This window comes from Marinifilum fragile (assembly GCF_963677365.1).
Taxonomy (GTDB): Bacteria; Bacteroidota; Bacteroidia; order Bacteroidales; family Marinifilaceae; genus Marinifilum; species Marinifilum fragile.
Window position 1 is genome coordinate 3,566,565 of record NZ_OY781962.1, and the last position, 25,800, is coordinate 3,592,364.

24 protein-coding genes and 2 tRNA genes are annotated in these 25,800 nt (G+C 35.3%); 10 read left to right on the forward strand and 16 right to left on the reverse strand.

Annotation, left to right across the window (positions count from 1 at the left end; translation table 11 throughout):
* Window positions 1-13 precede the first annotated feature (13 nt).
* From ACKPCA_RS14210 to ACKPCA_RS14225, 4 genes are all read right to left on the reverse strand, one after another.
* Window positions 14-886 (reverse strand): M23 family metallopeptidase, encoded by an 873-nt coding sequence (locus tag ACKPCA_RS14210; RefSeq protein WP_054719529.1) that lies wholly within the window; start codon window positions 884-886, stop codon window positions 14-16.
* Window positions 887-1,002: 116 nt separating this feature from the next.
* A tRNA-Met gene (locus tag ACKPCA_RS14215) sits at window positions 1,003-1,075 on the reverse strand.
* 83 nt (window positions 1,076-1,158) lie between these two features.
* Window positions 1,159-1,231: transfer RNA gene (locus ACKPCA_RS14220), tRNA-Met, on the reverse strand.
* Between the two features lie 160 nt (window positions 1,232-1,391).
* Window positions 1,392-1,841, reverse strand: coding sequence for a DUF4268 domain-containing protein (locus ACKPCA_RS14225; protein WP_054719526.1), 450 nt, complete (start codon window positions 1,839-1,841; stop codon window positions 1,392-1,394).
* 129 nt (window positions 1,842-1,970) lie between these two features.
* Between ACKPCA_RS14225 and ACKPCA_RS14230 the strand changes: the two genes are divergently transcribed.
* The 6 genes from ACKPCA_RS14230 (at window position 1,971) to rnhA (ending at window position 8,583) form a co-directional block, all read left to right on the forward strand.
* Window positions 1,971-3,116, forward strand: coding sequence for a metallophosphoesterase (locus tag ACKPCA_RS14230; protein ID WP_321279679.1), 1,146 nt, complete (start codon window positions 1,971-1,973; stop codon window positions 3,114-3,116).
* Between the two features lie 12 nt (window positions 3,117-3,128).
* Window positions 3,129-3,806 (forward strand): DUF4956 domain-containing protein, encoded by a 678-nt coding sequence (locus ACKPCA_RS14235; protein ID WP_083464629.1) that lies wholly within the window; start codon window positions 3,129-3,131, stop codon window positions 3,804-3,806.
* 32 nt (window positions 3,807-3,838) lie between these two features.
* Window positions 3,839-4,921: a hypothetical protein gene (locus tag ACKPCA_RS14240; RefSeq protein WP_321279681.1), complete on the forward strand. Its 1,083-nt coding sequence runs from the start codon at window positions 3,839-3,841 to the stop codon at window positions 4,919-4,921.
* A 62-nt stretch (window positions 4,922-4,983) separates the two neighbouring features.
* The gene (locus tag ACKPCA_RS14245; RefSeq protein WP_321279682.1) at window positions 4,984-5,583 is read left to right on the forward strand and encodes a ribonuclease HII; all 600 of its coding nucleotides are present in this window, start codon (window positions 4,984-4,986) and stop codon (window positions 5,581-5,583) included.
* 266 nt (window positions 5,584-5,849) lie between these two features.
* Window positions 5,850-8,027: a S46 family peptidase gene (locus ACKPCA_RS14250; protein WP_321279683.1), complete on the forward strand. Its 2,178-nt coding sequence runs from the start codon at window positions 5,850-5,852 to the stop codon at window positions 8,025-8,027.
* A gap of 97 nt (window positions 8,028-8,124) precedes the next feature.
* A complete protein-coding gene (gene rnhA, locus ACKPCA_RS14255) occupies window positions 8,125-8,583 on the forward strand; it encodes a ribonuclease HI (RefSeq protein ID WP_054719509.1) in 459 nt (152 codons plus the stop codon).
* Between the two features lie 7 nt (window positions 8,584-8,590).
* Here the strand turns inward: rnhA and ACKPCA_RS14260 are convergent, their stop codons facing one another.
* The 11 genes from ACKPCA_RS14260 to ACKPCA_RS14310 form a co-directional block, all read right to left on the reverse strand.
* A complete protein-coding gene (locus ACKPCA_RS14260) occupies window positions 8,591-8,989 on the reverse strand; it encodes a hypothetical protein (RefSeq protein WP_321279684.1) in 399 nt (132 codons plus the stop codon).
* A gap of 146 nt (window positions 8,990-9,135) precedes the next feature.
* On the reverse strand, window positions 9,136-10,161 hold the full coding sequence (locus tag ACKPCA_RS14265; protein ID WP_054719504.1) for a potassium channel family protein: 1,026 nt from the start codon (window positions 10,159-10,161) through the stop codon (window positions 9,136-9,138).
* A 30-nt stretch (window positions 10,162-10,191) separates the two neighbouring features.
* On the reverse strand, window positions 10,192-10,542 hold the full coding sequence (locus ACKPCA_RS14270) for an S-adenosylmethionine decarboxylase (protein ID WP_321279685.1): 351 nt from the start codon (window positions 10,540-10,542) through the stop codon (window positions 10,192-10,194).
* A gap of 86 nt (window positions 10,543-10,628) precedes the next feature.
* The gene (locus ACKPCA_RS14275) at window positions 10,629-12,167 is read right to left on the reverse strand and encodes a polyamine aminopropyltransferase (RefSeq protein WP_321279686.1); all 1,539 of its coding nucleotides are present in this window, start codon (window positions 12,165-12,167) and stop codon (window positions 10,629-10,631) included.
* Between the two features lie 119 nt (window positions 12,168-12,286).
* A complete protein-coding gene (locus ACKPCA_RS14280; protein ID WP_321279687.1) occupies window positions 12,287-13,159 on the reverse strand; it encodes a DUF350 domain-containing protein in 873 nt (290 codons plus the stop codon).
* A gap of 30 nt (window positions 13,160-13,189) precedes the next feature.
* Entirely contained in the window at window positions 13,190-14,032 is an 843-nt protein-coding gene (locus ACKPCA_RS14285) for a hypothetical protein (protein WP_321279688.1), read from the reverse strand.
* A gap of 77 nt (window positions 14,033-14,109) precedes the next feature.
* Entirely contained in the window at window positions 14,110-14,661 is a 552-nt protein-coding gene (locus tag ACKPCA_RS14290; RefSeq protein ID WP_321279689.1) for a DUF4178 domain-containing protein, read from the reverse strand.
* Between the two features lie 132 nt (window positions 14,662-14,793).
* A complete protein-coding gene (locus ACKPCA_RS14295) occupies window positions 14,794-15,498 on the reverse strand; it encodes a PspA/IM30 family protein (RefSeq protein ID WP_321279691.1) in 705 nt (234 codons plus the stop codon).
* Between the two features lie 21 nt (window positions 15,499-15,519).
* Entirely contained in the window at window positions 15,520-15,915 is a 396-nt protein-coding gene (locus ACKPCA_RS14300) for a type III secretion system chaperone family protein (protein WP_054719486.1), read from the reverse strand.
* A 324-nt stretch (window positions 15,916-16,239) separates the two neighbouring features.
* A complete protein-coding gene (locus ACKPCA_RS14305) occupies window positions 16,240-17,382 on the reverse strand; it encodes an acyltransferase family protein (RefSeq protein WP_321279693.1) in 1,143 nt (380 codons plus the stop codon).
* Window positions 17,383-17,506: 124 nt separating this feature from the next.
* Window positions 17,507-18,034, reverse strand: a complete 528-nt coding sequence (locus tag ACKPCA_RS14310; protein ID WP_321279694.1) for a helix-turn-helix domain-containing protein — start codon at window positions 18,032-18,034, stop codon at window positions 17,507-17,509.
* Between the two features lie 980 nt (window positions 18,035-19,014).
* Here ACKPCA_RS14310 and sucC point away from each other — a divergent pair.
* Together sucC and sucD are read left to right on the forward strand one after the other, a co-directional pair.
* Window positions 19,015-20,184, forward strand: coding sequence for an ADP-forming succinate--CoA ligase subunit beta (gene sucC / locus ACKPCA_RS14315; protein WP_321279695.1), 1,170 nt, complete (start codon window positions 19,015-19,017; stop codon window positions 20,182-20,184).
* Complete coding sequence (sucD, locus tag ACKPCA_RS14320) at window positions 20,184-21,059, forward strand: succinate--CoA ligase subunit alpha (RefSeq protein WP_321279696.1); 876 nt, start codon at window positions 20,184-20,186, stop codon at window positions 21,057-21,059. Before sucC ends, sucD begins: the two co-directional genes overlap by 1 nt.
* A gap of 46 nt (window positions 21,060-21,105) precedes the next feature.
* On the opposite strand, the gene ACKPCA_RS14325 is transcribed toward sucD, so the two are convergent.
* On the reverse strand, window positions 21,106-22,287 hold the full coding sequence (locus ACKPCA_RS14325; RefSeq protein WP_157471429.1) for a Fic family protein: 1,182 nt from the start codon (window positions 22,285-22,287) through the stop codon (window positions 21,106-21,108).
* A gap of 192 nt (window positions 22,288-22,479) precedes the next feature.
* Between ACKPCA_RS14325 and ACKPCA_RS14330 the strand changes: the two genes are divergently transcribed.
* Window positions 22,480-23,754, forward strand: a complete 1,275-nt coding sequence (locus tag ACKPCA_RS14330; RefSeq protein ID WP_321279697.1) for an OmpP1/FadL family transporter — start codon at window positions 22,480-22,482, stop codon at window positions 23,752-23,754.
* 142 nt (window positions 23,755-23,896) lie between these two features.
* Window positions 23,897-25,795, forward strand: a complete 1,899-nt coding sequence (locus tag ACKPCA_RS14335; protein WP_321279698.1) for a tetratricopeptide repeat protein — start codon at window positions 23,897-23,899, stop codon at window positions 25,793-25,795.
* The last annotated feature ends 5 nt before the right edge of the window (window positions 25,796-25,800 follow it).

Here is a 25,800-nt window from a genome sequence, read left to right on the forward strand (position 1 = left end):
TAGAGTTTTGTTTTTAAAATTTTATATAGTCTTCGGGGTTTAAAGGTTGTCCGTTATGCCACAATTCGAAATGCAAATGCGGACCAGAAGTCAACTCACCAGAATTTCCCAACAACGCAATCGCCTCTCCTGCTTTCACATGCTCTCCTGCTTTTTTCAAAAGCTCTGAATTGTGTTTATACACGGATAGTAAGTTGTTGGAATGTTGAATTTGAATAACATACCCTGTATTCAAAGTCCACTCCGAAAAAATAACCGTTCCATCTAAAACGGAAGATATACGCTCATTTACACCTCCCACAATATCAGTTCCATAATGTTGTGATTTGCTATCAAAATGATTCGAAATCATCCCCTTTATTGGTGAAAAGAAATGTGTATTTGATAATCCTCTTGATTTTGGAGCATTTTCGAGCGTTAAGTTGTATTTTTCATCCTCCTCATGGTCTAAACGGAATAGAGAATCTGATTCTGTTCTTGTAAAGCTCAAGTTCTTGTACTTTGGATCGACAATGGAATCGGAAGCACTTTGAACCACATTATCAAAATCATTTCCTTCCACTATGTTTCGAACACCTTGAAAAAAACGATCACGCTTCTCCAATTCAAGAATCAATGAATCCACTAAGATGTCATTATTCTCAATGTTTTCTCTCATTTCTCCATCAGGATAGCCAGGAATATACTCTCGTAAAGGTGTAAAAGCAATAAGTAAGGTTACCAAAACTATTAACAGAACAGAAAACAATCCTGTAACGGTAAATACATTTAATCGTGATAATCGAATAGACAATACTTCATCAAACGTGGCTTCGTTGGATATTGTTAGTCTGTATTTATTCTTTAATTTTTCAATTAAAGGCTTTTTCTCATTTAAACTACTCATACTGATAGTATCTGAAAAGATTTACGCAAAGGTAACAGAAATCAACGAAATTGTATGTTTTTTAGATCAGAAGGAACAAAAAAAGGCTCTGGAATAATCCAAAGCCTTAAACTTAGTAGCGGGGGCCAGACTCGAACTGACGACCTTTGGGTTATGAGCCCAACGAGCTACCAACTGCTCCACCCCGCAATATATTTTTAGAAATTATCTGTCTTAATTATTTACCTTTCGGCGAAAAAATAAGCTTTGACCAAATCAAAGCTAAACTTTAGTAGCGGGGGCCAGACTCGAACTGACGACCTTTGGGTTATGAGCCCAACGAGCTACCAACTGCTCCACCCCGCAATATATCTTAAGACTTATCTCTTTCGTTTTGCGGTTGCAAAGATAAGAGCCTTTTATTCCAAAACAAAATTTTAGTAATATTTTTTTAATAAATCCAATAAAAACAATACTTTCAGAATCTTTTTAGCTTGTTAATCAGATTGATATGTATTAAAAAAAATTAATCATTCTGAACCACTTCCTTTATATCAAGGAAAGCTTCTTCCAACAAACACATCTTCTGAAATAAAAATTGATAATATTCTTCCCAATTCTCCTTTTTATATACAGATGCTTCTCTCAACTGAAAATATATCACACTTACTTCTTTAAAGCCTTCAATAAAATAGTTCTTATCCCAGATCAGATCACCTCCACAAGTATCTTCAACAACTGGTCGGTACTTCAGAAATTTATCAAACACTGAATAACGCTTAACATCAAACTTGCTGTCTATTTGCAACATCACAAATGCACCATCATCATTTAAATCAAATTTTAATTGTGCTTCCTTTATTTGTGTCCCTTTCAAAACCCAGGAAGTCATTTTTCGACCTTGCTTCTTCGAATATCGTTTGAAACCATCCCAAAACTGAATCCTAAACTCTCTCTTTTCCTCTTTCGTGTACATTCAAAAATCTATTTTCTGCAAAACTAATAGTTCTTTCTTACACTATAAGAAACTATCAATTAAATTGTAGCAAATTTTCAGAATAAAAAATAATCTTATCTTTAACTACTCTAAATTAGTTTGATTTTAATGAGATTATTCAATATATATTTTCCTTTTATTACTCTATTTGTATTGATTTCTTGCAGTTTGGATGGATACTCCCAGCAAGAAACTATGCCTGATAGTCTGTTGGTTTCTTCCTATGTTGAAGGACCTCATATCAGACAGATCTCAAATAATAGAGTTGATGTTTTTTACATTCAACACGATAGCATTAAAAACAAAACCAAGAAAATATCCAGATCATATCGATACAAAAATGACACCTTAATATTTAAAGGCTTTGCAGGTGGCGATACATTAACTTATGTCGTTCCTAAAAACATCAGACCAAGATCAGGAATATTTGAAAAAGCCGATAAAATAATTGTTCTGGGTGATATTCATGGAGAATTCGATGCATTAACCAGTATTCTTCGTTACAACAAGGTAATAGATGATAGAAATCGTTGGATTTTTGGAGATGGGCACATCGTGTTTACTGGTGATGTATTTGATCGTGGCAATAAAGTAACCGAATGTCTTTGGTTAATTTTTCAGTTAGAAATTCAGGCTAAAAAAGCTGGAGGAAGGGTTCATTATATAATTGGCAATCACGAAATGATGGCCTTATTGTTTGATGACCGATACGTAAATACAAAATACAAACATGCAGCGCGTTTCTTAAAATATCATTACTCGCATTTTTTCGACAAATACACGGTTCTAGGAAGCTGGTTGCGTTCTAAAAACACTCTGATGCGAATCGGGGATCAGCTCTTTGTTCACGGAGGGATTTCGCCTAAGTTTCTCGAGAAAAAAATGAAAATTGACGATGTGAATATTAAAATGCGATATCATTTAAACAATTATACTCAGCTTGAAGATACTACATTAGTCGATTTATTCTTATATTCATATAGTCCTTTATGGTATAGAGGATATTTGTCAAGAACACCAAGTTACGATAGAATTTCTCTTGCCGAAGTAATTAAGACGCTAGATTTTTATGAATCAATGGTAATCATATTTGGTCATACACCTGTTGCGCGAGTTTATCCATTTTATTCTTTTAAACTCATTGCTATGGATGTTCCTATTGGCGATCCAAACTTCATTGACCAAGCCTTATTGATTGAGAATCAAAAATATTATCGGATATTTGCACACACAGAGAAAGAAAGATTACGTTAAAGCATACAAACAATGGAACTACTCACTAGTCTAGATACTGTAAATGTACCAAGCACTGTTATCCTTTCTAATAACATGGTTGAACTTTTGCTTAGGTTTGTATTAAACATGGTTGTAACCATTTTTATTGTCAACTATGTATATTTTAAGGCAACAGGAAAAAGAACTTACGTTTTTACTTATATCATGATAAGTACTACTGTATTTTTCCTTTGTTTCTTATTAGGGAACATAGATTTGCAACTTGGTTTTGCTCTTGGTCTTTTTGCAATTTTCGGTATTATTCGCTACCGTACCGATACCATCCCAATTCGGGAAATGACTTACCTGTTTCTGGTAATTACCATTTCTATTATCAACGCTTTGGCAAGAAGAGATGTTAGTTTGGGTGAAATATTGGTTACCAATGTAGCATTCATGCTTACGACTTATATCATGGAAAGAATTTGGATGCGCAGACATATGGCTCGAAGAACCATCATTTACGATCGAATGGATTTGATCCATCCAGATAAACATGACTTATTAAGAGAAGATGTAGAAGCAAGAACCGGACTAATAATCGATAGATTTAAAATTGGCCAAATTGACCTATCTAAAAATAGCATCAGACTAACTATTTTCTATAAAGATGTGGAAGGTAATAACATCCTAACAGATGCAGAATTAAGCGATAAGGGCATGGAATAAAAACAACTCAAACCAACAAACCCACTGTATATATGAATTCGAAAATCCGATATATCGTGTTTTCATTTCTACTAATACTACTTAGTAGCATAAATTCACTTTGCCTGTCTCAAAACGACCTGGATAACGATAGCATATTCAAGGCTCCTAACCTCTTTGAATCAGATACTTTAATAAAATTATCAATCACCACAGACTTAAAAACTTTGGTAAGAGATATTGGTGAAAAAAATAAATATCATAAAGGAAGACTTTCATACCACTTAGGAGATTCAATTGTTTCCATGAGTGTACAATTAAAAACCAGAGGTAATTTCAGAAAAGATAGAAGTATTTGCCCTTTTCCTCCAATCCGCATAAAGTTTAACAAAGTAGATGCCAGTTATTCCCTTTTTCACGGACAAGGAAAACTAAAAATGGTTACCCATTGTCAAAACAAAAACGAAAGGTATCAGCAAATGCTTATTCAGGAATACCTGATATATAAAGCGTACAATTTGTTTTCTCCTGAAAGTTTCAATGTACGTCTTGCCGAGATTACATACAAGGACAGTGATAATCAAATGGGGCCATTGAAAAAATATGCCTTTTTCATAGAAGACTTTGAAGATATGGCTGTTAGAAATAGTAAGATTCCCAGATACGAGAAAAAAATTCATCAGGATCATACGCTTATTGGGAAAGTAACCAAATTAGCGGTATTTCAATACATGGTTGGCAACACCGACTGGGGAGTTCCAACCCTTCATAACATCAAACTCATTGCCAAAACACCGACTTCCAGACCTACACCTGTGCCTTATGATTTTGATTGGGCAAGCTTGGTTAATGCTCCTTACGCTGTACCGAACGAGAAATTGAATATCAAATCCATCCATGAAAGGTTGTATCGTGGATACAAAAGAACTGCCGAGGATTTGGAATATATTTTTAGGGAGTTCCGAATGAAAAAAGAAGCTCTTTATGAAATATATACAAGCTGTCCTTACCTAAATGAAAAGGAAAAAGAGCGTGTACTAAATTATTTCGATGAATTTTATGAAATCATAAATGATCCCAGGAGAGTTAAAAGAGAGTTTATTGATAATGCACGCACCATTAAGTATAAGGAATAACTTAACTGACTTACTAAATTGTATTTGAACTATATTTGTCGAAATTTTAATTTTCAACAGATATGCTTGATTCATTTTTACATGACAATACCATTGAAGCTGGTTGCGACGAAGCTGGCCGTGGTTGCCTTGCAGGCCCGGTTTTTGCTGCAGCTGTAATTCTTCCGACCAATTTCAGCAATGAAATGTTGAATGATTCGAAGAAATTATCAGAAAAGAAACGATATCTCTTAAGAGAAACCATAGAAAAGGAAGCTATTTCATGGGCAGTAGGAATTGTTGATCATGAAGAGATTGACAAAATTAATATCCTTAATGCTTCTTTTCTTGCAATGCACAGAGCTGTTGATCAATTAAAAACCAAACCAGAGCATCTTCTTATTGATGGCAATCGATTTAATCCATACAAGAATATCAAACATACTTGTGTAATAAAAGGAGATGGAAAATACGCATCAATTGCTGCGGCTTCAATACTTGCAAAAACCTACCGTGACGATTTCATGATGAAAATACATGAGGATTTTCCGTATTACGATTGGAATAGCAACAAGGGATATCCTACAAAAAAACATCGAATTGCAATTCGTGAACATGGAATTAGTCCATTTCATCGTAAGAGTTTTGGTTTACTACCTGATCAAATGGAACTAAAATTCTAACAAACACATGATTAACAGTCTATTATAGCGCAATTTTAACGAGAAAATCCATGTGTTCATCTAATTTTATCGAAACCACATGAGAATATATAGCTGATTTTCTGACAAATACACAACAAGCTTTAATTGGGATTTTCTATAGGATTTATAAAATACATAGAATAATACTAACTTTGCTTGCCAACAAAATAATTGGACACAACAAACGCTCCAAGTGCTTACTTATTAGCAACAACTTGGGGCATATTTAAAATTATTCAACTAAAATGAGAAACTTAAGATCATTAGTATTGGGATTAAGTCTTTTGCTTTGCTTCTCTACTGTAAGAGCAGACGAAGGAATGTGGCTTTTATCTCTTTTAAAAAAGAACACTGCAGAAATGCAGGAAAAAGGCTTTAAGCTTACAGCTGAAGATATTTATAAAGTAAACGAATCTTGTTTAAAAGATGCAATTGTTGGTTTAGGAAGCGAAGGAAGACCATTCCGCCATTTCTGTACTGGTGAGATTATTTCTGATCAAGGTTTATTCTTAACCAATCACCACTGTGGATTCGGAGCAATTCAATCTCACTCAACTCCTGAGCATGATTATTTATCAGACGGATTTTGGGCTTACAGCAAAAAAGAAGAGCTAACCAATCCTGGTATTACTGCTTCTATTTTAGTAAGAATGGAAGATGTAACAAAAGATGTCTTAAAAGGAGTAAAAGACGATATGTCGGAAGAAGATCGTTACAAAGCGATTGAAGAAGCTGCAACAGCTATTGAGAAAAAAGCTGAAGAAGGTACTCACTTGAGAGCTAATGTTAAAAGCATGTTCAATGGCAACCAATATTTTGTTTTCGTATACGAAATTTATAAAGATGTTCGTTTGGTAGGTGCTCCTCCACAATCAATGGGTAAATTTGGTGGTGATACTGACAACTGGATGTGGCCTCGTCATACTGCTGACTTCTCAATGTTCCGTATTTATACTGGTGCTGATGGCAAACCTGCTTCTTACTCAGAAAACAACGTACCTTTGAAGCCTAAGCATCACTTACCTATCTCTATTAAAGGAGTTGAAGAAGGTGATTTCGCTATGATTATGGGATTCCCTGGAACTACAAATCGTTACCTAACTTCTTATGGTTTGGAAGAAACCATGAAGATTACCAACAAGAACCGTTACGATATCCGTACAGTAAAATTGGATATCATGATGAATGATATGTTGAAAGATCCTAAGGTAAGAATTCAATACGCTTCGAAACATGCAAGCAGTGCGAACTACTGGAAATACTCAAATGAGCAAAACAAAGCATTGAAAAAGCTGAACACAATGGGTCACAAAAAAGAAATCGAAAAAGAATTCTTGGAGTGGGCTAACGCTAAACCAAAACGTGCAGCGAAGTATGGCGAAGCTTTAAATATGATTAAAAAAGTTTATGCTGAAAGAAAAGATGCAGCTTACCAAGCTTCATACATTGGCGAAGCATTGGATAGAGGTGCCGAAGCTCCTGGTTTTGCTTCAAGAGCAGGTAAGTTATTAAAACTTCTGAAAGAAGAAACTCAAGATGCTGAAGCAATTGAAAAAGCGATTGCTGCATTAAAAGCTTCAGGTAAGAGATTCTATAAAGATTATAACGCTCCTACCGATCAAAAATTAATGGCTGGTTTATTTGCCTTCTATGCAGATCATATCGCAATGGAAAACCGTCCGTCAATTTTTGAAACAATTGAAAAAGAATACAACAACGATTTCAAAAAATTTGCTGAAAACGTGTATGCAAATTCAGTATTCGCAACTGAAGCTAAATTCAACAAATTCCTTGAAGCTCCTGAAGCTGAAGTATTGGAAAATGACTTCTTATACAAAACTGGTGCATCTATTCAGGAAGCATACTACAAAATTTACAAAGCTGCATACAATGGTTCTGAAGATTTGAACAAAGGAAGACGTTTGTTCGTTGATGGTTTGCTACAAATCAACAAAAAGAAATTAATGGCTCCAGATGCAAACTCAACAATTCGTTTAACTTACGGTAATGTTGGTGGTTACGAGCCAAGAGATGGTGCTTACTACTACCACTACACCACTTTAAAAGGTGTAATGGAGAAAGAAGATCCAAGAAGTCACGAATTCCAGGTTCCTGCAAAATTGAAAGAGCTTTATGAAGCTAAAGATTACGGACAGTATGCAGATAAGAATGGTAAATTACCTACTTGTTTCCTAACAAACAATGACATTACAGGTGGTAACTCAGGTTCTCCGGTAATTAACGGAAATGGTGAATTAATTGGTACTGCATTCGATGGTAACTCAGAAGCTATGTCTGGTGATATCGACTTCGAAGAAAACCTTCAAAGATGTATCAACCTTGATGTTCGATACACGCTATTTATCATCGATAAATTTGCTGGTGCTAAAAACATCATCGACGAATTGACTATTGTGAAGTAATTAACCACTCACAAAATAATATCAAAGGATGCTCGAATTTTCGGGCATCCTTTTTTATTTTTTTTACTTTTGATCTATAAAACCTAAACAAGAAAATATGTCAACAAAGATTACAATGTTTACCGATGGTGCAGCAAGTGGAAATCCAGGTCCGGGAGGATACGGAGTTGTTTTAATATCGGGAAAACATCGTAAGGATTTGAATCAGGGATACAAACTTACTACCAACAACCGAATGGAACTGATGGCCGTTATCGTGGGATTGGAAGCTCTTAAGAACCCAGGTTGCGACGTTACCATCTACTCCGACTCGAAATATGTTGTTGATGCGGTAGAGAAAAAATGGGTTTTTGGCTGGGTAAAGAAAAGATTCAAAGGCAAAAAAAATGCTGATTTATGGATGCGCTTTCTGCAAGTATATCCAAAACACAATGTAAAATTTGTTTGGGTTAAGGGACATGCCAATATTCCGGGAAACGAACGTGCCGATCAACTAGCTGTTATGGCCTCGCAAGCTCCCAATTTACCCGATGATGTTGGATATCAACCTGAATAAAAGTATATTAGTCAGGCAAAGTTCTCCCTGAAATTTCTACTCTTCCATTTTTGATAAGTACAATATTAGGATCGTCATTAGGTAGCGTATCCGTTTCCGATTGTTCTGCACCTCCTTCTGGTGTCCAGGTTGCTGTGATACTTAATGAACCTTGATAAGGAACATCACCATAGGCTGCCGCTTCCAACCCAAGACCTGCTCTTACTCTAATGTCAATCGTCCAAGGTGAAGTTACATTATACAACTCTACGAATTCACCTTTACCATCTCTGTACTCCACTTTATTAATCGTAGCTCCATTTGAAGCAACAACAGTATAGGTAATGTCATACATTAACCTTTTAGGATCATCCTTCGAACAAGAGAATAATAAAATAATGGATGCAATAAATAATATTCTTTTCATATTCTTGTGTTGATATATTACTTACAAAATTACTCATACAAGCATTAAAAATCAACACCTCTACTAGTAACACTTTTGCATTCATTTAAATCAACACCAGCTGCAAAGGCATGTTTAATCACTTCAAATACTTTGAAAATCTGGGTCTACTCTCCCTCTTTTACCCCAAAAAAGTTTTCCAAAGCCTTTTTACTATTTCCACTCGATATTAAAATCAGGTAGTTATTGACTTGCACATTGGTTCCTTTAACAGGATTTTTGATGATTTTACCATCTTGTACCAAACCTATCAGGATGGCATTAAAATCGACTTTCAGCTTTAGAAAAGCATCCATATAATCCGATCCTGCAAAAGGGCACTTTTCAGTAATCAGGTATTGTTGGATATCCGAATCCTCATCCGATACGCTGGTTGCTATTAAATCTTCGGTATAAGTGGCAACATGTGGTTCGAACAGATAGGACGCAACCAGTTTGGAAGCTACCTCGTTTTGTGCAATAACATGATCGATTCCAGCATTTAAAAAGGTTTCTTTTAAACTAGGATTTGCACAACGCACAACCACATTCGACTGTGGATAATGCTTTTTCAGGTTGATTACAAAAACCAAGGTCTCAGAATCGCTCTCGAAATTCACAAATACACGCTTCGATTGCGATACATTCACTTTTTGGTAAGCCTCAATATTCGAATAATCAGCAAAAAGAGAAAAAACATCTTTCGATGCATATAGATCAGCAATTAAATCCAAATCTGACTTAGTATTGGTAACAATGGCCACTTTTTGTCCGGCATGAATAATTTCATTTGCTACCTTTTGAGCAAACTCATTCCAGCCAATAATCACATAATGATTCTCGAAATCGGTTCCCCAAAAACCACTTTTTTTCCTTTCCATATACTGATTAAATCTTACCGTTATTTCACCAATTAAAAACCCTAATATTCCTAAGCTCCCAATAATTACAAGCAAACCGATAATCTTACCCGGCAGTGTTACCGGATAAAAATCGCCATAACCAACCGTGGTAAGCGTTACAATTGCATACCAAAATGCATCTCCAATCGTCTTTATATTCGAATCAGGCGATTGACTTTCGAACCATTGAATGGAGAGAATAGCCATCACATAGACCAGAAATGCCGCCAGATATATTAGTTTTTTGCGCATAGTTTTTAAAAATCTGAGCTAATTAAACTACTAATTGACATCTGGTGTACAAATTTCTATGCCTTTACCATTCCAATTCACTTGCAAATCGCTCTCTTCAATCAATTTCTTAAAATGCTCCGATTTACCTTGATTACAAGAGCTCAGCTCCACATAGGTGTATCCTTTATCTGGGAAAGTATGAATGGCTAAATGCGATTCAGCCAACATCCATAAAGCGGTATATCCCTGAACAGGAAAATGATGATCAGAACAATTCAAAATCACAAAACCCACCTTTTCCAGATAGTTCTGAAACCTCACCTTTAAAATCATAGGATCACATTCGGTAACCCAAAACCTAAGGTTATGTATTTTTGCTGCTAGTAATTTTGTTTCCATTGACTAGTCTTTATTCGGTTAAAGACGTAGCATGCTACGTCTCTACATTTCTAAATTTACTTTCCTGTATTATTAATTACCAATTGTTAATACAGATCCCAATTTCCTTTTAAATAATACTTATAAAGTACTGGCTCGTGTATTCTATTGACATGAACCGTATCCTTTTTCCATGGATAATAATCCTTCCCAAAGGAGGTGATCAAAGCCATTGCCTCATTATTGATCCATCGAGTTGGTATCTCAAATTCGAGCATTCTTAAATTCTTCTTCACATCACCATTGGCTTGTTTAACGCCCAAACTCCAGCCCCATTCGCCAAGTGTAATCACCTGGTTGTGCATTGGAACAGTTTCGAATCCTGCACTTTTCATGGTTTCCACAATACAAGAAAAAGCACGCGTTGCAAAATATGGACTTCCTGCTTGCGTTACAATAACACCACCCGGTCTCATGTGTCTATAACATTGCTTGTAGAACTCATAAGAATACAATCGCCCCAACTCTACTGATCGAGGATCAGGAAGATCAATAATGATAATGTCATAATAGTCTTCATTCTCTTGCAGAAAAGTATAGCCATCAGCATTTTTCACAACTACCTTTTCGTGATGAAGTGAATTTTCGTTCAACTTGGTTAACATCGGATGTGTCTTCCCAAGTTCAGTCATGGCTGGATCCAAATCAACCAAAGTAATCTTCTCAACTTTCGAATACTTTAGAATTTCACGTACCGCACATCCATCTCCACCTCCCAGTACCAAAACATTAACAGGATTTGGATGCAAACTCATGGCTGGATGCACCAAAGGTTCATGATACATCACCTCATCGCGGGTACACAACTGCTGGTTTCCATTCAGGTACAACCAATAATCATTTTTCCACTGGGTAATTACAATGCGTTGATATTTGGTTTGTTCGGCATAAACTACCTTATCGGCATATTTTAGTTGCTCTCCATAACTAATCACTCTATCAGCAATGGCTGTTCCTGAAGTAAGAAATGCCAGTATAAAAACTGCTATCCCTGATAAATTTCTTCGTTCACTTGTTTTAAAAAGATCCCATAAGAAAATCATAACAACAATTGAAACTGCAAAATTTACAAACCCAAGAATAAATGGTGTATAAATTAAACCAAAGAAAGGCAGACCAATAAAAGCGAAAAATATGCCACCTAATAAGCTACCGTAATAATCGTTCTCAAGAATATTCGAAATGTTAAATCTTAATTTCTCGTACTCATCATTAATTCTAATTACCAAAGGAATTTCCATTCCGATCAGCAAACCAACCAATACTGCCAACGAATATATTATTATTCCAATTGCTTGGGTATATGCTGATGCCGTATAAACCAGCAAAGGAGCAAATGAAACCAGAATTGACAATGTAAACTCGAGAAGCAAAAACACTTTCAATAAGTCTTTCTCGAAAATCTTACTGAAACGAGCCCCAAGCCCCATGGAAAATAGCATTAACGAAATGGTCATAACCCATTGCAGGGTCGAATCACCAAGAAAATAGGTTGCTAATGTAGATAGAATATACTCTGCTACTACACCAGAAAATCCGGTAGCAAAAATTGCTGCTTTTAATAATGTTGATTTACTCTTAAACACAAAGATTAAATTACAAATGACGAATTAGGAATTACGAGTTTAAAATCAAACTCAGGCCTAATACATATCATTCTTGTTTCTTACTAATTCGTAATTGTTAATTTGGAATTCGTAATTGTTTACAGGCACCAAGTGATCAATACCGATCCACCAATATATGCGAAAGCTTCAATCAAAGCAGCCCCTACATTTGGACGCTCCTGATTGATAATTTCATCGGTTAATCTCTCTCCTGGAAGCAAAATTTTATCAGTAATTAAACGCATTACCGGAAGAAGAATTAATCCTACCACCAATTCAAATCCCGTCTCGGCAAAGGAAGGAAGCCACCCTTCAAAATCACCTACCAATCCAAAACGAATAAGGTTACCAATGGCAATAATTGCACCAGCAAAACCAATCCCTACAGCTACATTGTCTTTTTCGATATGTTCGTGAATATTGTAAGGAGTAATCCAATTGTAGAAACGTGTGGTAAGAATTAAAGCCAGCTGACCAAAGGCCCAAAACACCACTGCTGTTAGTATTCCGAAAAGCATATCGCCACTTTCGCCTGAAACTGCACCAAAAATGATTAAACCTGATGCAACCGAAACAGCACCTTCAATAATTCCTGTTCCCGCATTTTGATCTTCAATAATCTCCTTACGGATAGAGAAATTACGAAGCATTAAATAATCTGAAAGGAAGATGGAACAGTTTAAAAGAACAATTGCCAACAATCCGTAAACTGCAATATCAATAATGTCGTTAACTAATCCATTTGAAGGACCAACAATGGCACTACCAATAGCCAATAACAAGCCAACATAGTAACCAACATGTGCAATGGCAAAAGCAAAGTTATCTTTCTTAACCAACTCTTCCTTTACCTTAAACGAAGGATGAAGCAGCTGATAAACAAATTTTCCAATCAGGAAAATGGCAAATGCCACAGCGATATAAACCACAGCATCGTAAATGATATAAGAAATCTCTGATAATGAAATCATATTTTTAAATCTATGAGTTATACACCAATATTATTTACCAAATCCACCACTGCGTGAGCGTGTAGAACGACTTGACCTGTATCTGGAAGAACTTCTGCTTGTCCTCTTATTAACAGTACTTGAAGATTTTGAACGTGTAGAGCTAAATCTACCAGACTGACTTGTCGAGCGACTCACCTTACTTCTTACGCGATCTTTAAAAGTATTAGGCTTACTTGCCCAAGTACTAGTCTTTCCTGATGTTGAGGATGTATAACTTTTGGTGCCATAAACAGGACTTCCTCCTCGTGGTCCATAATATCCTCTTGATCCACCATAATAACCACCTCGGTTGTAATCGTCCCAATATGATCGACGGTAAGTCATCATATTAAACATCGACGACATAAATGCATATTGCCCATAGAATGCCCAGAAAGAAGATCCTCCTCGATTTTCCCATCGTCCGTACTTCTCATTGCCCACATAATGATTATAACCTGCCGGAACAGCTTGCTTGGTGAGCTTGCCATCCTTTTTTGAGGCAATTTCCATTCCCATATCATTTATGTGTTGCGAGAAAAAAGTCTCACTAACTTCTCTCCATCCTGTTTTCTTCTCAAGAATAGTATCTGGTTTTTCTATCAATACCTGGTACTGATGTCTGTAATCTTTTCCTGATTCACTTGCATCCATATCGAATAGAATGATAGAAAAATTTTGCTCTCCATTCAATTCTTTAATCAACTCATCAACCGGTGATTTTTGCCATGTTTTTGATACTTGAGAGCCTGATGATCGTTGGCGAGATGTGGAAGAATCGCAACTTCCACATGTTTTCACAATAAAAAACAATACGATGATCCCAAGTACAACTTTTGCTGTGCTATTCATTATAACTTCGTTTTTAATTAAGCATTACGAAAGATCCGTTACAATTAAAAAATCGTGGAACTCGTAATTCCGAATTATTAATTCGTAATTTCTTTAGGTAAGATATTAGAGATTTCGAATTCTTTGATTCGTTTTCCTGCAGAGGCTTCAAACTCTTGTTCATCCCATTGTTCAATGCAAATCACAAACTCACCTGACTCATCTTCATAGTCCCAGGAAATAAATTCAATCCATTCATCTCCTTTGGCTACATCATTAAAAAAACCAGGAGATTCCTTATCCATAAAATACTTTTTCCCTTGATACTCAAATGATACTGGAGCTTTTTGTTTTCCTAACAGTGATTCGTGTACCTCTTCGCCCAGTTGCCTTGTTTTAATCTTTTCTGATATGGAAAGGTACACCTCATCATCGTCCTCAACAGCTAAAAACATGGTTTTTGCACCATTAAAAATCTTGAATTCCTGAGTATAGAAATTATCACCCCAATCGTATTCAAAGCAAGCTTGTACTTCCCAACTTTCAAGATCGTATTCAAAAACAAAACCAACATCCAGGTCGGTTACCCGGATATTGGTGCTGTCGTACGATGGCTGTTTTTTTCTTTTAAAAAAATCGGCTAATCCCATTTTTAATTTCGTTCAATTTGTAATACCGATTAGTAGCCAAATATCCACTCATTTCACTGCGTTCATGATTGCATTATAGCTATCTATCGGCATTATTTGCGTTAGTTTTGCATTTATAGTCAAATAAAACTACTATTCTTTATTCTTCATCTTAGCCTTTAACTCTTCCAAGGCATTCGAAGCTTTAACGTTTGTTTCATTTAAAGTTGCATCAATTTCCTCATCCAAACTTCTGTTTTCTACAGAAATTTCTCCGTAAGCTTCAGCCATAGCCTCTTGCTGAGCAACTTTGTCTTTCATTTTTTCCAACATTGACACAGTTCCAGAACTATCAATTCCAGAAAGTTGCTTGTTGATTTTTTGCGTTGCAGAACTTACACGAGCGCGAGCCTTTAAAGTACGCAATTCATTCTCGTAACGAGTAATCGTTGATTTCAACTTCTTTACATTGGCATCAAGCTGACTGATGTTTTGATCGAATCGGATCACCTCTTCTTGGGCACGTGCTACGTTTGCAACTGCCTCTTCTTTTCTGGCAAGTGCTTCCGTTGCCAAACGCTCTGCCTCTGCAACATCTAAATCACCCTTTTCAGCTTTTTGTAATAGAAGAATCGCTTTTTGCTCGTAATTCTGTCCCAACGACTTTTGTTCGTTTAATTCTCTTTTACTTCTGATCGCTAAAGCTTTCACTTCCGCCAAAGCTTGTAAGCTCTTGTCCAAATCCTTTTTAAGATCTCTGATCCCTTGTTCGGTCATCTTAATAGGATCCTCTAATTTATCTATAGCTGCGTGAGCTTCTGCTTTACCCACATTAAATAGTCTGCTAAAAATTCCCATTTTATTTTAATGTTTTATCGTTTACAATTTTGAAAATGAAATAATCTCCTCCGAGTATTCACTCAGCAATAATTCCAATGAATTTAAAGTAGCTTCCAATTCATTCTGATCCAGATTTTCCAGTTGAAGAGTATCACGGAACAATACCTTAGTACCTGTTTCGTCTAAAGTAAAAGCACCATGTACAATTTCCCTGTTTTTCATTAGTAATGATTTATAAATATCATTCGTATCTCCATTAATTTCGAAAAGTAATCCTTCAATAATCAAAATCGGATCTTCACAATCAACAATCAGGTTTGCAATTCCACCATCAGGATTCTCAACTACGAATAGTTCTTCTGCTAAATTTTCCTGTACAATGTTGTATTCTAAGTTCAATAGGTAATCTTTTACCTTGTTAAAGTATCCACTCATTTTTATCTGTTTTTAAAATTGATTTAATTAAAATTAGAACAATTTATTGGCTCCGAGAAATATCCAGAATAGTATTTAAACTCTGAAATAAATTTACCACCTATGGCCACTAAATGGTAAAATGGTTCTCATGTTTTCTGTTTGAGTTTGAAATTACAAAATAGAATGCGTTCATCAGACATTTAATCGGGAGAATATTCAAAAAAATCGATAAATGGGAGTTTTTACATGTTTTCCCTTTTTTAAAAGAGAAATCATTCTATATAAGAAAAAGTTCACCCAACAAATGAACTTTATACTGATTTTTTAATTGCTCTATTTTATTTAAACTCTCTTTAATTGTAATTGTTCTTTCTTTCGTGCCTTAAGTCCAAATAAAACTCTCATAAAATTAAACGGCCGAATTAGTAATAAATAAATACCAACACTTGTTGCAAAAGAAGCTATGGTAAGATAAAGAGCTTTAACAACAATGTTCATTTCCATATCTTTAATATAAAAACCTATCAATAAAATAATTGGCTGGTGTAGCAAATAAAAAGGATAAATGGCCTCATTGGCATGTTTACGAAATGGGGAATTGAATCTCATGTATCTACAGAAAAAACCCAAAACTGCAATACCTGTAGACCAAGCAAGCATGATATCCATTATGGTATGAAAATATCGGTATACTGTATCATTAACAATCCATTCGCCTCCAACTCTATAGCAAATATAAACAGAGATGGCAACCAAAACATTCAGGTATCGATGAGAGATAACACTTTTCGTCATTTCTTTACTGTTTGCAAATAAATATCCATAAATAAAATAGAGAAAATACATGAACATATAAGCCCAATCATCAATAAACCCATGGGTACTATTGGGCCAGAATTGACGCAATATTAATTGAGAAATGAGAATTGGAATGACGAATAGAAGCATTCCTCCCTTTTTACATGCGATTCGATTAATCAAACTTAGAAAATTCTGAGATCGATTACTTCGTAGCCATTTAATAATTGGAATCGCAATCATGGAGAGAAAAAAGAGATACAAAATAAACCACAAATGATGCCAGCTCATATTTCCCTCAGGGTATACGCCATCGAACACATGCGTATAAAAATTCCAAAGAGATGGATACTCGGTAAATTTTTCGAGGTAAACCTGTATGGGAACCAGAGCAAATAATCCGAAGAAGAAGGGTAACATCAATCGCTTGTTCCTTTCTTTCGCGTATTCCAATATAGATCTTTTGCCCAGGGCCAAAAAAGTTCCTGCTCCAGAAACCAAAAACAAGAGGGGCATTCTCCAACAATGAAGGAAACCCATTAGTTCAACCAACTGTGGATATTGAACATTGTTTTTCACATGCCAATGCCAAGGATTAAAAAACATCCCAATATGGAAGAGAAAAACACTTGCAATAAGTACAATTCTTAACCAATCAATTTCGTATCTTCTTTCTGACTTTTCCATTTTGATTCTATTTTACTGTTTGAAACAAAGATCTGACAGAAGGAATCAAAATGACGAATCCGATTATAGGCAAGTCGTGTTTCCCGATAAGGAAACACTTGATACTAGTACATATAATGTTGATTTACAGCGAATTCTTAAATTGAGTAGGCGTTTGTGAAGTGTGCTTCTTAAATGCCTTATTGAATGAAGATTTTGAATTGTATCCCACTCTTTCGGCCAATTCCTCAATGGTGATATTTTGATTTTCATTTTGTGAAAGCAGTTCCTTGGCCTTTTCAACTCTCAACTCGGCCATCCATTCAAAGAAACTTTTTCCCAATCGCTCATTAATCACTTGCGAAACATGATGCGATACGTATCCAATCTTTTTTGAAAGCTGTGGGAGCGATGCCATATTGTTTGCAAAATACTCCTCATTTTTCATCACACGGCACAACTGATTTAAGATCGCATCTTTTTGTGATTCACTCAAAGAAGATTTGGAATATTTCTCCGCTGCTTTTATAATATTACTTTTCTTGAAAAAGAGAGAATCATTCACTACTTTAATACTGGCCAAGTAGATAATTAAGGTAATATAGGATGCAATAAAATGATCACCCAAATCGCGCCCGAGCGTAGATTTGGTAAGTACAAAAATGACAATCACAACAAAAAAATGAAGGCATAAATTTCGTAACCATCTTAATTGTTGATTTTTCAATTTCCAAAATTGCAGCTTTTTGCTTTTTACCTCTTTCAAGATTTCCTGAATACAAAATCCCAAATAAGCTACAAAGTGCAAAAGTGTTAACTGATTAATATGGGCTCGCAGTTGTAAAGGATCATCACTAAATTTTTGTATGACTTGAATTCTTTCCCAATCAGGGTGATTTACCCAAACAAACGAATTAAATTTGAATTCATCTGTCTGTAAAAAATAGAAGAAAGAGTAGAAAATATAAAAGGCAAAAAACGCAAAGTGCCAATAATCCCGTCTCTTGAAATTAGGTTTCAAACTATATCTTATATATAGATAGCAAATAGGTGCAATGGCAAAATTCAACGGCTCAGAAAAATTATCAATGAAAATTACCCGAGTCATGTAGCCTGTATAATTCAACCAATGATCAAAAATCAAAAGGGAAAGACTTAATAATAGAAACCCGTAAACACGATTGGATAAAACCATACGATTTTCTTTGTTCAGGAAAAAATAGGTTAGAAAAAATCCTTGAAAAATCCCCAACAGGATCAGAAGTGAAAAAATATCTAAACGAAGCTCAACTGGGTACATGCAAATTTGAATTTGCCATGAAGTTACTCTATTATTTATAAATTATCGAAAGTTTTACCACCATCAAAACATATTGTCACAATCTATAAACCCATCGAAAAAGAATAACACCTTGTATTATCAATGAATTCCAACAACTTACACAAAAACGTAAATTAAAGATGCGAAATTCTTTAAATTTCTGATAAATCACCTTTTTATTCCATGCAGATATTTATATATTTAGGTTCATCTAAAAATTAAACATTTGTATCATTATTAACCGACTTGCCTAAATCTGTTCAAAATCAAGTAAAACAATACCAGCAGAACTTTTGCAGGTCATTCCAAGCCTAACAAAAAATTTTTATAGAATGAAGATTCACGAATATCAAGCAAAAGAAATTTTACGCTCGTTTGGTGTTCCTGTTCCGGAAAGCAAAATCGCATTCTCGGTAAAGGAAGCTGAAGAGGCCGCAGCCGAAATTGGCTTACCGGTAGTTGTTAAAGCCCAAATTCACGCCGGAGGTAGAGGAAAAGGTGGTGGAGTTAAATTTGCTCCAACGGCACAAGATGTTTCTCAATATGCCAACGACATCCTAGGTATGACTTTGGTAACTCATCAAACTGGTCCTGAAGGAAAACTAGTGAAGAAAGTACTTATTGAAGCTGCTTCCAATATTGACAGAGAGTTGTACGCAGGAATAGTTCTTGACCGTGCCACTTCAATGGTAACCTTTATGGTATCAACCGAAGGAGGAATGGAAATTGAAAAAGTAGCAGAAGAAACTCCAGAAAAAATTGTAAAAGTTGCTGTTGATCCTGCTGTTGGATTGCGTCCATTCCAGGCAAGACAAATGGCTTTTGCTTTGAACATGACAGGAGATGCTTTTAAAAATGCTGTTAAATTCTTTATGGCACTTTACAAAGCCTACATGGGAACCGATGCTTCATTGTTTGAAATTAACCCTTTGGTGGTTACCAAAGAAGGAGATGTTTTAGCTTTGGATGCAAAAGCCAACTTCGATGACAATGCTTTGTATCGTCATAAGGATATTATAGCACTTCGTGATTTAGACGAAGAGGAGCCTTTGGAAATTGAGGCTGGTAGATCTGGTTTGAACTACATCAAGTTGGAAGGAAATATAGGATGTATGGTGAACGGTGCTGGTTTGGCAATGGGAACTATGGATATTATTAAACTAACAGGTGGCGAGCCTGCAAACTTCCTTGATGTTGGTGGTGGAGCTTCTGCTGAAACTGTTGAAAAAGGTTTTAGAATTATCCTGTCAGATAAGAATGTAAAGGCAGTATTGATTAATATTTTTGGTGGTATTGTTCGTTGCGACAGGGTTGCCAAAGGTGTTATCGAAGCCATTAAAAATATCGATACAGAAGTTCCTATAGTAGTTCGTTTACAAGGAACAAATGCCGAGGAAGGGAAAAAACTACTTGAAGAATCAGGCATGAATATTATTGCAGCTACCGAATTAAGAGATGCTGCAGAAAAAGTTGTATCCACCCTAAAAACCATCGAAGCATAATGAGTGTACTAGTTGATAAAAATACAAAACTAGTGGTTCAGGGAATCACTGGTTCAGAAGGTGCGTTCCACACCCAACAAATGATTGAATATGGAACCAATGTTGTAGCAGGTGTAACTCCAGGAAAAGGAGGCCAAATGTTCATGGACAAAGTGCCAATTTACAACACTATGAAAGGTGCGGTTGAAAAAACTGGCGCCAATGCATCTGTAATTTTTGTTCCACCTCCATTCGCAGCCGATGCGATCATGGAAGCTGCTGAGGCTGGCATTGCTTTGGTGATTTGTATTACTGAAGGAATTCCTGCACTTGATATGCTGGAAGTTCACGAATACTTAAAGAAATATCCAAATACAACTTTAGTGGGTCCAAACTGTCCGGGTGTAATTACTCCTGGTGAAGCAAAAATTGGTATCATGCCTGGATTTATTCACAAGCCAGGAACCATTGGTATCGTCTCACGTTCGGGTACATTAACCTACGAAGCAGTGCACCAATTGGGTGAAGCTGGTTTTGGCCAGTCAACTGCCATTGGTATTGGTGGTGACCCTATTATTGGAACCCGTCATATTGATGCAGTGAAATTGCTGAATGAAGATCCAAAAACTGAAGCCATCGTACTAATTGGTGAAATTGGAGGTTCGGATGAAGAAACTGCTGCAGCTTACATTGCAGAGAATGTTGACAAGCCTGTTGTTGCATTTATCGCAGGTCAAACAGCACCTCCTGGTAAACGAATGGGACATGCCGGAGCAATTATTGCTGGCGGTAAAGGTACTGCCGAAGAAAAAATGAAGGCTCTCGCTGCAGCTGGAATTCACGTAGTTGAATCACCTGCAGATATAGGCAAGAAAATGAAAGAGGTATTAGGGTAAATCACAATTAATAATAAAAAGCCGATTCTTTACTGAATCGGCTTTTCTATAATTCAAATAGCTGCAAATACTCCCACAAATAAAAAAGTCTATTCCTTCTAGCTCCAACCAGCTCTTTAACCAATCCAATATTCTCAAATTCTTTTATGAGTAAATTGGCTGATTGAAAGCTCAGTCCCAACTTTTCTTTGATATCATTTACCGATAAAAATGGCTTGGAATAGAACTCTGTAATCAATTGTTTGGCAGATTGATGTCTTTTCTTACCCATTTGCTCCTCTATCAACTTCTGATTTCTTTCCTCCATTGAGTTGATATTACTCAAAATCTCTTTACTATAGAGAGCTGACTCTTTGATTCCAGTCAGGAAAAAACGAATCCATTGCTCTATATCATTTTTCGATCGAATTAGATTTAGTCGATGATAATATTCCAACCTATTACGTTCAAAAAACACTGATAAACAAAAGACAGGTTTGCGCACAAAATTTAACTCCATCATTTCGAAAAGGATAAGGGTTCGTGCAGTTCTTCCATTACCATCAAGAAATGGCAGTATATTTTCGAATTGATATAATGAAATAGCCATTTTAATTAACTGAGGCAATTCTAGAGATTCATTTCTCCAGAATTTTTTACCATCATTAATCAAAATCTTTAATTCATGCTTATTGGGAGGTGTATATTCAAATCCATCCTCAAATTTTTTATCATTTGAATGATAATATGGTCTGATTTTTCCTCCGTAATCCTCCATCTGAGGAAGATCGGAGCACAGTATCTTATGAGCTTCTTTTACCAATCGAATACTCAAAGGAAAGCGTTTTAACTCCTTAACTCCCCATTTTATTGCTTCGATATGATTGCTAATTTCCTTTTGCTCATATATGCGTTTGAAACTTTTTGAGTTTTCAGGCACAAAAGCTTGTGATAAATTACATTTGCTCCCTTCTATCATATTGGAAGCAACAGCCTCTTGTGCTACAAATAAAGGAATGTAACGATTTATGTTTGGAAAAAATTTAGAGAATGCATTCAGCTCCCCCAATTCCAACATCGCACTCTCTAACAGAATATTAATCTGTTTATCCTTCCATTCAAAAGAACGATTAATTAAAGAAGGAGTTACGCTTCTGTACCCCTCTTTAAAACTCTGATAAGTATAATTTCCAGATGTTTTTTTATTCAAGTTTCTATCCATATCATTGAATAAAGATATCTTATTCAAGATAAAAGTATTAAAATTTAATAAAAGACCATTGAAAATTATCCATCCTTTTTCTTATCGATAAATCTAAATATTTGCATGATTTTGATTTACTGATATTTACACACCTCAACCTCCTGATCTTAATTGTATTACACTTGCAAGACAAAGTTTTTAAATTATATTCAGATCGAAATTTTAAAACATCAACTTATGATTAAAAGAATTTGTTTAGCCATAGCTGTAATTGCAATGGCATACAATGTAAAAGCAGAAGGTTATGCTGTTAATCTTCAGGGAGCTAAGCAAACTGGGATGGGACATGTTGGTACTGCATTAAACTTTGACGCAAGCAGCATGCAATGGAACCCAGGTGCATTGGCAACATTAAGTAACAAATATAGCTTCTCATTAGGTGGATTTGGCACTTTTACTAAAGCAGAATATACAGGATTAAATGGTACTGAATCTACAGATAACCCAACAAATACTCCGTTCTATTTATATGGATCAATGAAAGTAAGCGAAAAGCTTGCTGTTGGTCTTGGGGTATATACTCCATTTGGAAACACTATGGATTGGGGAAATGACTGGTCTGGGAATCAATTAATTCAAGACATTACCCTAAAAGCAATTTATATTCAGCCAACAGTATCATATAAAATTAATGACTGGTTAAGTGTTGGTGCCGGACTAAATATTGTTTATGGAGAAGAAGATTTAAACAGAGCGGTAAATGTAGGACCTCTTGTTGGATCAGCTGATCCAGTTTTTGGTTCAGTAAATATTTCAGGAAACAACATTCAGTATGGTTATAACCTTGGAGTTTTCTTGCAACCTACTGAAAAATTAAACATTGGTATTTCATACAGATCGCAAGTAGATGTTGACCTTGAATATTCTGATGCAGATGCTGATTTTACTGTTCCTGAAGGTATTTCTGCACTTTTCCCTGATGGAGGAGTTGCAGCATCATTACCACTTCCTGCAAGTTTAAATATTGGTTTTGCATACCAGATCAACGATAAGTGGTTGGTTTCTGCTGATGCAAACTTTATTAAATGGAATGCATACAAATCATTGAATTTTGATTTTGAAAAAAATACTTCTATTCCTCATCCTAGCATCCCTAATGTAATGATTCCTGTTCTTGCCGATTCTGAAAGTACAAGAGACTGGGACAATACAATGACTTGGAGATTTGGTGCAAGATACACTGCTAATGAAAAATTAGATCTTTATGCTGGTTTATATTTCGACGAAACACCAACAAATGATATGTACTATACTCCTGAAACTCCAGGAGCGAACAAAGTAGGCATTTCATTAGGTTTTTCTTATAAACTTAACAACAAGCTTAGCTTAGATGCTTCATTACTATACAATGAAGGAGAAAAAGTGGACAGAGTGGATAGCAACTCAGGTTTTGCAGGAGAATACAAATACAGAGCTTGGTTACCAGGTGTTGGTATTACATACAATTTTTAATTCCATTTAAATTTGGATACTGAAAGCCTGATCAATGATCAGGCTTTTTTATTACCATAAATCTACTTTTTGCTAAGTAGTTGTCTGTTTTTCATTGAATATTCATATTTTGCAATGATTTTCTATTAATATACTCTAAAACATGAGACGAATAGGCTTACTACTTCATTTAGTTGTTTTTACAAACTTTATATACGCTGTTGGTATTTTCAATGATAATCCACAGATTCAATCCGAAGAACAAATTAAGCAGCTTCTAAATCAAGCTAAAATTTTAAGAGATTCTTCATATGATACAAGCACGGATATAGGAAGAAAAGCCATAGAATTAGCAAAAAAAACAGACAAGGCCGAGATAAAAGCCATCGCTCATAAATCTCAAGGAACTACATTTTTCTACCAAGGTTTATTCGACTCCGCTTACTATCACTATAACAAAGCAAAAGAGGAATTTTCTTCGATCGATGACAGCCTAAATGTTGCCATTTTGAATTCAAACATCGGAGTAGTTTACCGAAGAACAAATAAATACGATAAAGCATTACAACAATATTTAAATGCACTTGAAATATATGAGGCTTTAAATTATACCAAAGGAATTGCTGCCGCTTACACAAATATTGGAGGAGTATACCAAACACTTGGAAACTTTAACAAAGCATTAAAGTTTTATCTTAAAGCAAAAGAGATCTATTTCAAAATAAATGAAACTCAGCGTTATTCTAGAGTTCTAACCAACATTGGTGTTATTAAATTCGAACAAGGATTATTTGAAGAATCCTTAAGCTATCAGCTTAAAGCTTTAAGACTGAACGAGAAGGATGGAATGTTGCAGCACAAGGCAATTATTCAATTAAATATTGGTGAATGTTATCAAAAACTGAATAAACCTCTACAAGCTTTAGAGTATTTTAATAAGTGTGAAGATATTAGACTACAACTAAATGATATTTGGGGAATTGGGAAACTTTATATCAAAAAAGCCATTGTACTGCAAGAGTTGGGGCAACTCAAAGATGCTGAAACTTATTTTAAAAAAGCAGAAACATTTTGCAAGAAACAGAATTTATCTGAGGATTTAAGCGTGACATACCTTTACTATTCCGGCCTTCTTGAAAAATTAGAGCGTCCAGAAATGGTCATTTCGTATCTGAAAAAATATTACTCACTTACAGATTCCCTACAAGGAATAGTTAGAGATGAACAATTAGCTGAAGTAACTGCAAAATTTGAATCGGAACAGAAAAAGAAAGAATTTGAGCTACTAGAACAACGAACTCAAATTCAAAAACTTGAGTTAGGTCAGAAAAATGCATGGATTATTGTTTTATTGGTTGTCATGATCCTTGGAGTTGTGGCAGTTTTGGTTTCGTTAAGAATTAACCGTTTGAGGGCAGATCATAAAATCATGGATCTGCGTCAAAAAGTATTATTGACACAAATGAATCCTCACTTTCTGTTCAATTCTTTAACTGCAATTCAGAGTTTCATTTTGGATGATAAAAATGATGATGCCAACAATTATCTTTCCAGATTGGCCAGTTTGGTACGTGGAATTTTGGAGAATTCAAGAGAAGAATTTGTTTCATTACGAACCGAATTAAGAACTTTAGAAGACTATATCGGACTTCAGAAATTAAGATTTGAAAATGATATTGCTTACAATTTCGAAATTGATGCGACCTTGGATCAGGACGAAGTAATGGTACCTCCAATGTTGGCACAACCATTTATCGAAAATGCTTTAATTCATGGAAAACTTAGAAATAATCCTGAAGCTTGTATTAATGTAAAAGTCTCTAAAACAGATGATGAAGAGTCGATAAGATTTAGTATTATTGACAACGGAATTGGAATAGAAGAAGCAAAAAAACAGTCAAAACAAAAAAGCCATAAATCATTGGCTACTTCTATTGCTCTTGATCGTGTTAAGATTTACAATTTTAAGTCTTCGAAAAAGATGAATTTTGAAATCATTGATTTAATTAATCATGGTGAAACCGGAACCAAAGTTACCTACTCTATTCCATTAATCACTTAACCAGA